Raw genomic sequence first — 14,279 nt, 5'->3', positions numbered from 1 at the left:
TTCAAATTGTTGCATTGTTGATTGAAACAATCTGTTTCTACCAGAAAAAGCCTTTTTGATTTTTCCTTCTGAATTTATCCAAAAACGGTCTATCTTTTCCCTTTCATAAGGATTGAACCTAAGCAGAATATCAGATTCTACACTTTTTGAATCAAAAAACAAACTTACCGGTATTGTTAATATGTCTATTTTTGACTGAACCTATCTTTTATAAATCTAATCATGAGAAAATTACTTCTACTGGGTGCGGTAGTATGCTTATCCTATGCCAATTCGGCCGCACAATTAATTGCATTTCCCGGAGCAGAAGGCTTTGGAAAATATGCAAAAGGAGCGAGAGCTTCTACCTCTCCAACAGTTTATCACGTTACCAACCTCAATGACACGGGCACAGGGTCTTTTCGCGATGCCGTGAGCGCATCAAACCGCATTGTCGTATTTGATGTGGCCGGTGTGATTAAGATAACCAGCCGGATCGTGGTTTCATCCAACATTTACATTGCCGGACAGACTGCTCCGGGTGAAGGTATTACCATTTATGGCAACGGATTCTCTTTTACCGGTGCCAATAATACTATTTGCCGCTATCTGCGCATCCGAATGGGAGCCATCGGTGACAGCGGCAAAGATGCCTGTGGTTTTGAGACCGGTAGTAATCTTATTTTTGACCACGTATCTGTATCGTGGGGGCGTGACGAAACATTTTCAATAAACGGAACTGCAAGTAATGTGACAATCCAGAATTCCGTGATTGCGCAGGGTTTGTTGAGCCATTCAGCCGGAGGACTGATCCAGACAGACGGAGGAGTGACTCTTTACAGAAATCTTTATGTTGATAATGATACCCGCAACAACAAAATCAAAGGAGTCAATCAGTATGTAAATAATATTGTTTACAACTGGTCATCGGGTGCTTATCTGATGGGGGGAGAGTCAGAAGGACAATCTTATGCCAACTGCATGAGTAATTATTTTATCAATGGTCCGGAAAAATCGGTGCCGGCATTGAGTGGTGCTAATTCAAACTTTCATATCTATGCCGATGATAACTGGTGGGATAAAGATCGCGATGGTTTGCTAAACGGGTATCTCGTTCCCCATTCAGAGTATAGCGGTGGCCCGGATTTCCAGGCTTTACCTTATGCTTACCCTCTTTTGCCGATATGGCCGGCTATCTCATTGATTGATTCGCTTTTACCTTCAGTTGGGGCTTCCTTGCCCTATCGTGACTTAATTGATTGCTATGTGGTGGATCAGGTTAAATCATTCGGAAAGAAAGGCGAAATTATCACCAACGAAACTGAAAATCCGGTGGGATCACCTGCTCAATGGAATATGTGGTCTGGAACAAAACGTGCCGATACTGACAACGATGGGATTCCTGATGCCTGGGAGATTGCAAACGGTCTGAATTCCAACCTTGCATCCGATGCGGTGGCGTATGCATCAAACGGATATCTGAATATCGAGAATTATATCAACAGCATCGGAAAATCCTATTCACAGGATTTCCTGCGGGCTCCTTTGTGCCTTGTAACTGATTCTGTTACCCAGAATAGTGCCTTTTTATCCTGGTTTGATTTTACGGAGAAAGAACAGGGATATAGTGTCGAACGAAAAGTAAACGGAATCTACACTGAGATTGCCCGCACAGGGGTGAATGAAAATACGTTTGTCCTGACCGGACTGAATCCCGAAGAAAAAGATACTGTCCGTGTAAGAGCTTTCAATGCGGGAGGATATTCCGGTTATTCCAATGAATTGGTTTTCAAAACGAAACCAGTTCCCGTTCCGGTGCTCGATTTGGCAACCTATATTCCGGATATGACTTGGAGCGGAGCGAATAGCGCCTTGTGGGATAAGACTTCTGCCAATTGGATTTCAAACAATCTTCCGGTAGTATTTACAGATAGTTCTAAAGTGCTGTTTACCAATTCTTCAGTCAAAAACATCACGTTGAACGATGCGGTAGGTATAAAGGCTATGGTTGTAAATGCCGACAGTAGCTTTACCTTTAGAGGAAACGGAGCTATCACAGGAACGGGCTCTCTCAATAAAACAGGCGTTGGGGCACTTACTCTCAGAACCATCAATACCTATACAGGTGCCACTGTCCTTTATAACGGAACCCTGAATGTGCCTACTTTGGCCAATGGCGGCGTGGCGAGTTCAATCGGAGCCTCCAAAAATTACGATTTCAATCTGGTGCTTAAAGGGGGAAAACTTAACTATATCGGAGCTTCAGCATCGACTGACCGGAATATTAAGCTCGAAGGAAATGCCGGAATAGGAGTAAGCGCTTCTGGCGTGGTTTTGACTTCAACCGGGATTATTAATGGCTCAGGCGGAATCACGAAAACCGGAACCGGTAGTTTATTGCTCAAAGGACTAAATACTTATGAAGGTACAACGACCGTAAGCGAAGGTATGCTTGAAATTAATGGCGCAGATGCGATCAATAATGCTTTTTCTGCCGATAAATCATACATCCTTAATGGTGGATATTTGAAGACCAGCGGAGGTTCTACCACCGTTTACGAAAACTATTACAGCAATTTCATAGTGCCGGCGGGTTGCACCTCGTCATTTGAACCTTTCCGTAATTGCTATATCTACAGTAAATTCAGCGGAAATGGTAATCTTAACTTCAACCTGACTTATGTGCGTGAATACGTTCAGGGAGACTGGACTCAGTTCAGTGGAACGGTCTATGCAAACGGAACAGGTACTACTACCGATGGAAACCAGTTTATGCTCAATAATACAGTCGGAATTCCGAATGCGCGTATCATAACCTCCGGAAACACGAAAATTATCTGTTGGAAAAATGCAAGCACTATGTATCTGGGCGGATTATCAGGTCCAAGTGGAACTTATCTGGCCGGTTCAGATAAGATAAACAATTCGGCGACTATGACCTGGGTGGTCGGAGGTGCCGGTACCGACGAAACATTCAACGGGGTCATCAATAATGAATGTTCTAATAAAAGCTATAAAGGGATCACTTCCATAGTTAAAGAAGGAAAGGGTTACTGGAAGCTTACAGGAGCCAACATTTACTCAGGGACCACTACTGTAACCGGTGGAACATTGATCGTAAACGGCACTCAAACCGGAACCGGAAAAGTTACCGTGATGACTGATGCATCACTGGCGGGGAAAGGGACTATTCCTGCAACTGTAGAGGTGCAATCAGGCGCTACACTGCGACCGGGAGATCCTTCGGTTACGGCAACAAATATCGGAACTCTTACTGTAGGTTCGCTGAATCAGTTAAGTGGCAGTGAGTTGCAAATGGATATCAACCGTTCTTCGTTCCAGTATGATAAAGTGGCTTCAACGGGAGCAGTTATCCTGGGAGGAACGCTTAACCTGTCAATTACCGGAACACCTCAGGCCGGTGATCAGTACACCCTTATGACGGCCTCATCGTTTTCCGGTGCATTTTCCCAAATAATACCGGAGACACCTGGTGCAGGACTGAAGTGGACTTTCTCCAACGGTGTGCTTAAAGTCGATCTGGCGAATGGCATTGATCGTGTAGAAAATTCTTCTGTGAAAGTTTATCCCAATCCGGTACAGTCCAGTGCAGAGGTATTGCTCGGTCAAAGCTATGATCAGGCAGTTGTGACGTTGGAATCAGTCAATGGTACCGTAGTCTTCCAAAAAACAATTAGTAACACAGACCGGGTTAAGGTCAATATGGCTGATTGTGCAAGCGGCGTTTATGTAATCCGTGTTAAGACGGGGTCCAAAACCTTGTTGCTTCAGAAAGTAGTAAAGCAATAACAGCTTCATCCTAAATAAAAAGGGCAGATCATTCCTGATTCTGCCCTTCTTTATATGACGGAGACTCTATTTTATCGGCTTTGAACAAAAGAGGCGGGAAGTGCCAGTAACTGATACTGGATAGTCTTTGCTAACCTGTAATCACCTGCTGCATTGGGATGTAACATGTCAGTATCCTTATCGTGGAAATATTGGGCATGTGCATCTGACATCGGATAGAGTCCACTGAGTGAATAGAGATCAATCAACGGAACAGCCCAATAAGAGGCTGCCTGCTTCAGCGCATTCACATAAGCGTCGATATATAATCCCTGTCCGTTAGCGAAGTTTTCATCAGGTTGCACATTCTTTTCGCTAAACTTTGCGTAACCGCGGTGAATGGGAGTCATGATAACAATCTGTTGCTGAGGATAGGTTGTCTTTAAGTATGACATCACTTTATTGATGCGACCGCAAAAAGTCGAGTCATTCATGATTGGTATGCGGTATTTTCGTGTTACCTGATTTCCATTGTGATTGGTCTTTTTTGTGGTTTCACTGAAGAATTCGCCCATGGGTATGCCATGATTAAAGTCATTTGTGCCGGCAAAAATCAGAATAGCATCCACTGCAGCTCCTTTTTCGTCATGCAGCTTCAGTGTCTGCTTGTAAATACCGTCCCACTGATTGCCGCTGATGCCATATACAGAAGGCTCAATACCTAATAATTCGGTCAGGTACTCCCAGTACAGGTAGGTAGTGCCTACACGGCGCTTGTCGGTCATCGAATCTCCCAGAAAAGCTACCCGCTTGCCTTTCCATTGACTTTGCAGCGTTTTTTCACCTGCTGTCACCTCTATTTTGGGTGTAATTTTCTGAACTGCTTGTTGGGCAGATCCTTCAAAACCTGTCGCCAGTAACAACGCACAGGTAGTTACAATTGTCTTCTTCATGTATTGATGTGGTTTTTGTTTGTGCAAAAGTAGGTTTTTATTGAAAACAAAAACGCAAAGGCGTTTTTATAAATACACCTTTGCGCCTTAATGTCTTAGTTGTATCCGTTATTTCAGGAGCATAAGAATACCTTACATCCAATAACTATTTCTCCATCTCGTCATTGTATTCTCCTTTTCGGGCAGAATAGTTACACATTGCCCGGTGGTAAATCGCCTTTTGTGCAGCTTCAATGTTTGCCGGATTTCCTGCCCAGACAGACATGCCCGGTTGTTGAATTGCTCTTGCATATGAAAATGACAATTGCCATGGAACCTGATTTTTGTATTTTGCATTCATGGCATTTAGCCGTGCAGACGCCAGCTCGCTGGTTTGTCCGCCTGAAAGGAAGACGATCCCCGGAACAGCAGCCGGCACAGCCCGCAACATACACCTGATTGTTGCATTGGCCACTTCATCCACCGGATTCTGAACCGGACAAGCAAGACCCGGCACAACCATGTTACACTTCAGCAACATTGCTTCCAGACATACACCCTGGATGTGAAGCTGATAGAATAGATTCTTTATCATCTCTTCAGTTACTTCTCCGCAACGTTCGAGGGTATGTTCTCCGTCCATGAGCACTTCCGGTTCTACAATCGGTACAAGTCCGGCTTCCTGACTCAATGCCGCATATCTAGCCAGTATGTGTGCGTTGGCTTCTATCAGGGCGCGGCTGGGGATGCCTTCGCCAATGGTAATTACAGCACGCCATTTACTGAAAAGGGCACCCATTTTACCATATTCAGCTAGACGTTCGCCTAACCCGTCCAGTCCTTCGCATATTTTTTCACCCGGGTGTCCGGCAAAGTCCTTCAACCCGGCATCAACCTTGATACCCGGCAAAAGTCCGGCGTCTTTGACTGCCTGAATAAAAGAGCGCCCGTCATCGAGTTGCTGCCGTAAGGTTTCATCGTACAATATTACTCCGCTGATGCATTGATTCAATCCCGGAGTGGTAATCAGCATCTCCCTGTACATACGGCGCATTTCCGATGTCTGAGGAATGTTAAGAGCTGCAAAGCGTTTGTTACAGGTTGATGTGCTTTCATCCATAGCCAGTAAGCCTTTATCCCCGGCTACCAATAATCTGGCTGTTTCGTTCAGTTTTTCAAAGTTTTTCATCTTATTATCCTCCAGATATTTGTTGTATTTCGATGGGCAAATATAGATGTAACGAAATCACAGGGCGGAGTTCCTCGTAGAGCCTTTCAAAATTTCTATTTAGAATAGAAGGCCTTTACGGCGAATTCCGGGAGCAAATCCGCGATATAGGTGTAGGAAATAGTATATATAATAACAATCGGATGCTATAAACTGCTTCAAAAGAGTATTGCTAAACCATCGTAAATTATTGATATTTAATACTCTGGCTTGTGTTCTGATAAACTATAGGTGACAGAGTTATCTGAAAGGAGAGGAGAGTTCTAGTTTAGACCATATTTATTATGAATCCGGTGCTTTAAAGCAAAAAAGATGTTTATCTTTGTAAGAGTAGGTCGATGGTCTTTTAAGGATAAACAGAGTAATGGGTTTTATTAGATAGAATTAAAACTTACTAATACATTCATCATGAAAAAGTCAGAATCTGAACAATTTAGAGTATTAGACGTGGAGTGTCCCGATTGTAAAAAGCAAGTCCGGGTAATGTTATTCAGTGAAAAAGGGGAGAACTGTGACAATTGCGACGCCTATTGTTCTTTAGCTAAACTTAATTTTAGCTGTTACAGATGTTCCAATGGTCATATCTTTTACAAGAATAATAATTCCAATGGAGGCTATATTGTTAGGAAGGGCGTCTATGAATATCCTTTAAACTGCGAATAAGAGAATGACTCAAATTCAATAAATAAGCCCGACCGGAAAATGTTCCAGTCGGGCTTTCGTATTTTACTTAACCTAATTCAGATGGTTGAAGAGATTACAATTATTGTCCGCAAACTTCTTTAATGGCTTCGCAAACTACCGGTATTCCTTTCTGGATCACATCAACGGCTGTGTTACAATAAGATACCCGGATGGCATTTTTCCGTGTTTCGTGTGGATCGAAGGTTACCCCGGATACAAACACCACACCTTTGTCAATTGCTTTTTTGAGAATCTCGGTAGCATCAGTTCCTTCCGGTAATTGCAGCCAGATGTAGAATCCGCCGCGTGGCTCCACAAATGTAACGTATGAAGGTAAGTTTGCCTTCAGGCATTCAATCATAGCCAGTCCGCGCTTTTTATACTCTTCGCGTACTCTTTCGAGGTAGCTGTGAATCACGTCGGTACGCAGGAATTTATCGGCAATCACCTGAGTGAAACTTGGTGAACAGGCGTCAATCGACTGTTTGATCAGTTCGCATTTCTCGTAGATGTGTTGCGGAACAAGCATCCAGCCCAATCGCAGTCCCGGTCCGATAATTTTGGAAAATGATCCGGTGAAACAGACATCCAGATCCTTGCGTTCCATGGATTGAATGGTTTTCAACTGCTCTTTGTCTTCTTCATAGAAATAAAGATCGCTGTACGCATCATCCTCAATCACCGGAATATCGCGTCCTTCCATCAGTTCGATCAGTGCCTTACGGTTTTCCTTCGAATAAACAATCCCGGCAGGATTATGGAAGCTCGGTGTAATGTAGAGGAATTTAGGCTTACGAGGCATTGAATCCAGCTGTTGACGCAAGGCTTCGATATCGATCCCATCGCTTTTCAGGGGCACACTAATGATGTTGGCCTGATAAGATTTGAACGCTGAGATAGCTCCGATAAAGCTCGGGTTTTCTACAATGATGTCATCTCCTTCATCCACAAATGCATGTGCCAGGATATTAATAGCCTGAAGCGAACCGGTGGTAATCATCAATCGGTTATCACCGACTTTCAGACCTTTCTTTTCCAGAAAAGCGGCAAGCGATTCGAGTAATGATGGTAATCCACAGGTTGGGCCGTATTGCATAGCTACCTGTTTCTCTTTTTCGGTCAGATTGTTGTAAATGGTATCCAGTTCCTGTAACGGGAAAAGATCATTCCCCGGCATTCCCCCGGCAAATGAAATAATGCCTGGTCTGGTAGCCAGGCTCATCAGGTCGCGTATCTGTGAAGAGCGCAGATTTGCGACACCTTTGGCAAATCGTGTCATTTATCTGTAATATTATTTTAGTCTCGTTCTTGTGTTATTTCAGCACTGGTAGGCTGAAATGACTTCTCCTTTACAGGAGAATCAAAATCGATTTCAGCTTTGGTAATGTAGCAAGTTCCCTTAAAGTTGGCGATCAATGTTTCGAAATCATCATAAACATTGACGTCATAAGTACAAAGCTTATTGCTGCGTGAAATCTCAATAGCTTCAGCAGTAAGTTTTCCAATAGTCCCTTTGGCCAGATTTGAAATAGCCGAACTGATTGACAGGGTTACCAGTCCATGAGCATTGGCAGCAGCACCACAAGCAAAATCAGCCAGGGTAAAGATCATTCCGCCATGCACCACATGAGCTGCATTCAGATGATGTGGCCGGATGAGCACCTGTACTTTGGCAAATCCCGGTCGGCAATCGACCAGCTCAATGCCGTTGTGCGCAGCAAACCGGTCGTTTTTGAAATAGCTTTTAAACTTATCCAGCATTGACATAACGATGCCTGTGATTTGCTTTACACCTGATAGATCTGGCTTGCTTTCAGTAACTCTACCTTATGTTCCTGCAACACCTTTATCAACTCATCCGTTGACGCCGAACGGATCACCACCTGGGCTTTTCCATTGTTTGCAAAGGCGTACATGTAATCAATATCGATATTATTGTCCGACAAAATACTCAAAGCCTTATGTAATCCGCCTGGTTCGTTAGGTACAATAAGACAGGCCACTTCGGTGATATTTACCGAAAAACCCTGTTCCTTCAGTACTTTATAAGCCAGTTCGGGACGTCCTACAATTAGTCGTAGTATTCCATAATCCGTAGCATCGGCAATGCTCAATGCTGTAATGTTTATATCGTTGGCTGCCAATATTTTTGTCAGTTCAGTCAAACGACCTTTTCTGTCTTCCAGAAAAACTGAGAGTTGTTGAATTTTCATACCTTATCAGATTATATGGTTTAAACTTGAGTCAAAGGCAAGATTTTGCATTTACATAAACTTAAAACAATCTACAAGTAAATGTTCCTATGCCTTCGACTTCATTGCTGACTAATATTTGACTTAAAGATTTCGGTTATCAATCACCCGCTTGGCTTTTCCTTCCGAACGCTCAATACTGTGTGGTTCCACCAGTTTGATTGTTGCACTAAGGCCCAGCAGGCTTGAGATATTGTGATGAATCTTCTTCTTCAGTCCTTCAATGACTTTGATTTCATCGGTCCAGAACTGCTCGTTCACTTCGACTTTAATTTCCAGTGTATCAAGGTTGTTTTCGCGTTTAACCACCAACTGATAGTTTGGCGAGGTCTCTTCCATCTCCAGCAATACCGATTCCACCTGAGTTGGGAATACATTCACCCCACGGATAATCAGCATATCGTCGGTACGGCCCATGATGCGGTCCATACGCACGAGGGTGCGGCCACAATCGCATTTATCAATAAAGAGTCGGGTCAGGTCGCGGGTACGGTAGCGCAGCAAAGGCATTGCCTCTTTCGTGATGGTGGTAAATACCAGTTCGCCCACTTCGCCGTAAGGCAATACTTCTCCGGTCTCAGGATTAATGATTTCCGGGATGAAATGATCCTCGTGGATGTGGCTGCCGCACTGGCATTCACATTCCATAGAAACCCCCGGGCCGATCACTTCACTTAGTCCGTAGATGTTGAATGCTTTTATCCCTAACGATTTCTGAATGACATCCCGTAACTCTTCAGACCAGGGCTCTGCCCCAAAAACACCGGTTTTCAGTTTTATTTTGTCTTTGTCAATGCCTGATTTTTCGATACTCTCGCCCAAAAAAGCGGCATAAGACGGGGTACAGGCAATAACGGTTGAGCCGAAGTCTTCCATCAGTTGCAACTGTTTCATCGTATTTCCTCCTGAAATGGGAATTACTGAAGCGCCTACTGTTTCAGCTCCGTAATGAATGCCTAACCCGCCGGTAAACAGACCATAACCGTATGCAATCTGAATCAGGTCTTTCTTAGAAACGCCGGCCATGGTCAATGAGCGAGCCACCACTTCACGCCACATATCGATGTCGTTCTGTGTGTAGCCCACCACCGTAGGGCGACCAGTCGTACCACTTGATGCGTGTACTCTGACTACCTCGCTTTGCGGTACGGCAAACAACCCGAACGGATAGTTGTCGCGCAGGTCATATTTGTTGGTAAAAGGCAGGTCTTTCAACTGGTCGATACTTTTAATATCGGCCGGGTTGATGCCCAGTTCTTTAAACTTATTACGGTAAAACGGAACATTCTGTATCCGTTCGATCATTTTTAGAAACCGCTCATTTTGAATTTCGACGAGCGTCTGGCGGTCGGCGCACTCGATTGATTCATTCCAGTACATAGGTTAATATTTATGCAAGGGAGATTATACAGGTCAGTACATTGTCTTTTTCATGGCATACCGGCCTTCTTCTTCCCGATATTGAAGGTTACTTTATAAATTCTTTTGCTAATGCCAGCCCTTTATGGAAAGCAGCTACATTCAGTGTTACCACTTCTTCTCCTTTTGCGCCGAATAGTTGGCCGATAGCCCATTCTATTTGTTGAGCATCAATGCCGATAAATGGTGCAGCGGCTCCAAGCATTACAATGTTGTATGACTTGGGATTACCTACTTCCACCGCCAGGTTGTGAGCGTTCACAAACAGCGTTTTGGCACTTTGATCAATGCTTTTTGCCAGTTCTGCTTCATCGGGATAGTTGGGGATATTCTTAAATGCTTCGGTTGCTGTTACGATTGTTCCGGTTTCAGATAAATAGGGGAGGTAGCGCAATGCTTCCATCGGTTCAACGGAAAGAATCAAATCGGCTTTTCCCATAGGAATCAGGTCTGAATAGATCTCCTGATTCGAGATGCGTAAATGCGATTGCACTTCACCGCCGCGCTGGCTCATACCGTGAACCTCTGCCTGTTTTACATACAAACCATTGTGCATGGCTGCCAAATCTATAATGGATGCAATGGTGAGGATACCTTGTCCTCCTACACCTGCTATGATGATATTCTTGATCATTGTCTTATTTTTTAGCCTTTTTATTACGAGCTGCTACCTGCACACATTCCCGTGTAGCCAGAATAACAGACACACCCTGATATTCAAATTCTTCTTTCAGTGCTGCGATATTTTCTTCCAGGTTGCTTTTCAATGGAATCAAGGTCCGGATATGTTTTTCGTCCACCCCGATACCTTTACAGATGTCAAATAGCTTGTTGGTACCTGCAGAATCCTGACCACCGGTCATCGCTGTAGTAGAGTTATCGGAAATGATAATGGTTACCGCCGATTTATCATTCACGCAATCCAGCAGACCGGTGATTCCCGAATGGGTAAATGTGGAGTCGCCGATGACAGCAACGGCAGGGTGCAATCCGGCATCAGCAGCACCTTTGGCCATGGTAACAGAAGCGCCCATGTCCACGCAGGTGTTGATTGCTTCATAAGGCTTTAGTGCGCCCAGGGTGTAACAACCGATATCACCGAATACGTGTTTCTGCTCATATCCGCTCAATACCGCATTCAACTCTTCGAATAAATCACGGTGGCTACAGCCCTTACACAATTCCGGTGGGCGGCTTACCACTACTGATGGAATTGCTTTAGGTTGAATACCCGCCACGCCAAGAGCTTTCGCCATGGCATCGGGTGAAAGTTCGCCCATTCGTGGCAACGTTCCATCCAGACGACCTCTCAGTTTTTTGTTATCACTGAATCCTCTCAGGAACTCCTCATACACAGGATATCCCTCTTCAGCGATGAGTATTTCGTCGTATTTATCAATAAATTCTTTGATTTGCTTTTCGGGCAAAGGATATTGTGACACTTTTAGCACCGGAATGTCCAGATTCTGAGTCTGTTTCACCTCCATCACATAGTTGAAGGCAATACCGAAAGCAATCACTCCTTTGGAGCCGGTTCCTTCTACCACACGGTTGAATTTTGAACTTTCGGATAGTTTTACCAGCTCACTTTGCGCACTTAACAGGTTGGAATAACGCATCCGCGCAATAGCCGGAAGCAAAATCCATTTCCTCTTATCTGTATCGGGATTAAGCGCATTCTGTGCTTTTATTTCGGTGCGTTTTACAATGGCGCGAGAGTGCGACAGACGGGTGGTTACGCGCAACAATACCGGAAGCTTAACGGTTTCAGACATCTCGAAAGCATATTGTACCGACTCGTAAACTTCCTGTTGATTAGATGGCTCCATCAATGGTAAGAAGGCAAATTTACCATACACACGGGTATCCTGCTCGTTTTGTGAAGAGTGCATCGACGGGTCATCGGCAACAACGACTACCATGCCGCCGTTAATCCCGGTAATGGCCGAGTTGATAAATGCATCGGCAGCCACATTCAGTCCCACGTGCTTCATACACACCATGCTGCGCTTGCCTGCATACGACATACCCAAAGCAGCTTCGTAGGCCGTCTTTTCATTGGCAGACCAACGGCAACGAACTTTACGCTCTCTCGCTTCTTTCGATTTCTGTATATATTCTGTGATCTCAGTTGAAGGGGTGCCCGGATAGGCATAAACGCCGGAGATACCGGCATCGATGGCGGCAACGGCTACTGCCTCTGCGCCCAACAGAAGTTGTTCTTTCATGCTAATTATCTTGTCCTGTTAATTTCGTGCGAAAGTAATATTTTATTCACAGAAACCGGAAAATAATCTGATTAATTCATCAACGGCTCTTCTGTTTTCCAACATCAATGAAAAATGTTTGTTTGATTCAGCCGATGATATCCCGTTTCCCTACTATTTAAACGCTCATGTACTGGTAAATTCCGGAAATGCTGACTTAGTCGGCTAAAATGAATGAACCTGACCAATTCAGACACATTATTAAACAAAATCTACACCTTGCCGGTGCCACACGACTGTAATTTTGCGCCATTGAAATTTTCTAATCATCCAACATCGTTTTTTATGAAGCTGGTATGTATAAAGGTTTCATTGGCAACGAAAATAACAAAGTTACATGAGAAAACATTATTATGTATTAACCGTTTTGAGCCTGTTTGTAGCAGCTCTACAGGGTGTAACCGCGCAGGAATATAAAGCTCCGGCGCTGCCCGTAATTTCAGACAAAGTATTTGATATTAAGTCATTCGGGGCTGTTAGCGATAAGAAAACAGATAATACCCAGGCCATCCAGAATGCTATCAATGCTGCCGATAAAGCCGGAGGGGGTCGTGTAGTGATTCCTGCCGGTACTTATTTGTGCGGACCGTTGCAGTTTACCAGTAATCTGAATTTTCAGATTGACTCAGCTGCTACGCTCCGCTTTTTGCCTATTGACAGATACCCGGGTGGATTGGCGGAAGGAAACAGCTTTATCAGTGGAACAAAGCTGCATGATATTGCCATTACAGGCAAGGGTACCATTGATGGTCAGGGAAGTCCGTGGTGGCCTCATGCCAAAGAGGCCGGAGCAAAACGTCCCCGAATGATCGTCCTCAGGGATTGTGATAAGGTGTTGGTTGAAAATGTCACGCTGACCAACTCGCCGATGTTTCATATTGCCATTGGTGGAAAATCAACCAATGTAACTGTAAGTGGAGTAACGGTGCGCGCACCGGCATCTGATGATACGATAAACCCAAGCCACAATACTGATGCCTGTAACGTGACGGGTCACAATATCTTAATCAAAAACTGCGATATCAGTACCGGTGATGATAATTACACCTGTGCGGGAGGTACGTCGGATGTATTGATTACCAACTGCAAGTACGGTTACGGTCATGGCGTTTCCATTGGTAGCTACACACAGGGAGTATCCAATATTACTGTTGAAAATTGTACTTTTACCAATACAGAATGCGGTATTCGTCTGAAATCAGACCGTGATCGCGGAGGGGTTGTGCAAAACCTTACTTACCGTAACCTTAAGATGAATAACGTGCGCATTCCTATATTGATCTATGCAGCTTATAATGCGAAAGGGGAGTACAGAAACCTGCAAAAACTGACTCCGGAGATTGCCGCTACCTATCCGTCAGAAACGGTGACTGAAAAAACGCCTGCTTTCCGTAATATTACCTTCAGCAATATTACCGCTACAGTAGAAAAAGGGAAACGAGCCGGTCTGATATGGGGATTGCCGGAATCACCTGCCGATAATATTCTTTTGCAGAATGTAAATATCACTGCGGAAAATGATTTGGGTATCTATTTTGCGAAAAATGTACGTTTGGAAAATTGTAAAATCCGAACTAAGTACGGTCTGAATAAACTGTCCGTAACTAATGCAGAGGTTACTCTTGATGGAAAACCGGTAAAATAAATTCTTTCCGATTACCCGAAACAAAAATACCAGACAGGTTTTGAAAACCTATCTGGTATTTTTGTTTCGGATAGTTTCTTGATG

10 protein-coding genes are annotated in these 14,279 nt (G+C 44.1%); 2 read left to right on the top strand and 8 right to left on the bottom strand.

Annotation, left to right across the window (positions count from 1 at the left end; all coding sequences use genetic code 11):
• The first annotated feature begins 222 nt into the window (after window positions 1-222).
• A complete protein-coding gene (locus tag MLE17_RS00145; RefSeq protein WP_243345367.1) occupies window positions 223-3,789 on the top strand; it encodes an autotransporter-associated beta strand repeat-containing protein in 3,567 nt (1,188 codons plus the stop codon).
• 71 nt (window positions 3,790-3,860) lie between these two features.
• Here the strand turns inward: MLE17_RS00145 and MLE17_RS00140 are convergent, their stop codons facing one another.
• The 8 genes from MLE17_RS00140 to MLE17_RS00105 all read right to left on the bottom strand — a co-directional run bounded on the left by MLE17_RS00140 (window position 3,861) and on the right by MLE17_RS00105 (window position 12,511).
• Window positions 3,861-4,721, bottom strand: coding sequence for an SGNH/GDSL hydrolase family protein (locus MLE17_RS00140; RefSeq protein WP_243345366.1), 861 nt, complete (start codon window positions 4,719-4,721; stop codon window positions 3,861-3,863).
• A gap of 145 nt (window positions 4,722-4,866) precedes the next feature.
• A complete protein-coding gene (locus tag MLE17_RS00135) occupies window positions 4,867-5,889 on the bottom strand; it encodes a class I fructose-bisphosphate aldolase (protein WP_243345365.1) in 1,023 nt (340 codons plus the stop codon).
• A gap of 802 nt (window positions 5,890-6,691) precedes the next feature.
• Window positions 6,692-7,891, bottom strand: coding sequence for a PLP-dependent aminotransferase family protein (locus tag MLE17_RS00130; RefSeq protein WP_243345364.1), 1,200 nt, complete (start codon window positions 7,889-7,891; stop codon window positions 6,692-6,694).
• 17 nt (window positions 7,892-7,908) lie between these two features.
• Window positions 7,909-8,379 carry a PaaI family thioesterase gene (locus MLE17_RS00125; protein ID WP_243345363.1) on the bottom strand — a complete coding sequence of 157 codons (471 nt, stop codon included), beginning with the start codon at window positions 8,377-8,379 and terminating at the stop codon, window positions 7,909-7,911.
• Between the two features lie 20 nt (window positions 8,380-8,399).
• On the bottom strand, window positions 8,400-8,825 hold the full coding sequence (locus MLE17_RS00120) for an ACT domain-containing protein (RefSeq protein ID WP_243345362.1): 426 nt from the start codon (window positions 8,823-8,825) through the stop codon (window positions 8,400-8,402).
• Window positions 8,826-8,948: 123 nt separating this feature from the next.
• A complete protein-coding gene (locus MLE17_RS00115) occupies window positions 8,949-10,244 on the bottom strand; it encodes a phenylacetate--CoA ligase family protein (RefSeq protein ID WP_243345361.1) in 1,296 nt (431 codons plus the stop codon).
• A gap of 88 nt (window positions 10,245-10,332) precedes the next feature.
• Complete coding sequence (locus tag MLE17_RS00110) at window positions 10,333-10,917, bottom strand: indolepyruvate oxidoreductase subunit beta (protein WP_243345360.1); 585 nt, start codon at window positions 10,915-10,917, stop codon at window positions 10,333-10,335.
• Window positions 10,918-10,921: 4 nt separating this feature from the next.
• Window positions 10,922-12,511 carry a thiamine pyrophosphate-dependent enzyme gene (locus MLE17_RS00105; RefSeq protein ID WP_243345359.1) on the bottom strand — a complete coding sequence of 530 codons (1,590 nt, stop codon included), beginning with the start codon at window positions 12,509-12,511 and terminating at the stop codon, window positions 10,922-10,924.
• Between the two features lie 376 nt (window positions 12,512-12,887).
• On the opposite strand from MLE17_RS00105, the gene MLE17_RS00100 reads away from it, so the two are divergent.
• On the top strand, window positions 12,888-14,195 hold the full coding sequence (locus tag MLE17_RS00100) for a glycoside hydrolase family 28 protein (protein ID WP_243345358.1): 1,308 nt from the start codon (window positions 12,888-12,890) through the stop codon (window positions 14,193-14,195).
• Window positions 14,196-14,279 lie beyond the last annotated feature (84 nt).

This window comes from Parabacteroides sp. FAFU027, assembly GCF_022808675.1.
Taxonomy (GTDB): Bacteria; Bacteroidota; Bacteroidia; order Bacteroidales; family UBA7332; genus CAXXIC01.
The sequence above is the reverse complement of the archived record's forward strand: the minus strand, read 5'-3'. Positions and strand labels throughout refer to the sequence as shown.

Bases quoted from the DNA above. Each gene is read 5' to 3' on its own strand.
- MLE17_RS00100 (WP_243345358.1), top strand. From the start codon at position 12,888: ATGAGAAAACATTATTATGTATTAACCGTTTTGAGCCTGTTTGTAGCA.
- MLE17_RS00105 (WP_243345359.1), bottom strand. From the start codon at position 12,511: ATGAAAGAACAACTTCTGTTGGGCGCAGAGGCAGTAGCCGTTGCCGCC.
- MLE17_RS00125 (WP_243345363.1), bottom strand. From the start codon at position 8,379: ATGTCAATGCTGGATAAGTTTAAAAGCTATTTCAAAAACGACCGGTTT.
- MLE17_RS00135 (WP_243345365.1), bottom strand. From the start codon at position 5,889: ATGAAAAACTTTGAAAAACTGAACGAAACAGCCAGATTATTGGTAGCC.
- MLE17_RS00145 (WP_243345367.1), top strand. From the start codon at position 223: ATGAGAAAATTACTTCTACTGGGTGCGGTAGTATGCTTATCCTATGCC.
- MLE17_RS00115 (WP_243345361.1), bottom strand. From the start codon at position 10,244: ATGTACTGGAATGAATCAATCGAGTGCGCCGACCGCCAGACGCTCGTC.
- MLE17_RS00140 (WP_243345366.1), bottom strand. From the start codon at position 4,721: ATGAAGAAGACAATTGTAACTACCTGTGCGTTGTTACTGGCGACAGGT.
- MLE17_RS00120 (WP_243345362.1), bottom strand. From the start codon at position 8,825: ATGAAAATTCAACAACTCTCAGTTTTTCTGGAAGACAGAAAAGGTCGT.
- MLE17_RS00110 (WP_243345360.1), bottom strand. From the start codon at position 10,917: ATGATCAAGAATATCATCATAGCAGGTGTAGGAGGACAAGGTATCCTC.
- MLE17_RS00130 (WP_243345364.1), bottom strand. From the start codon at position 7,891: ATGACACGATTTGCCAAAGGTGTCGCAAATCTGCGCTCTTCACAGATA.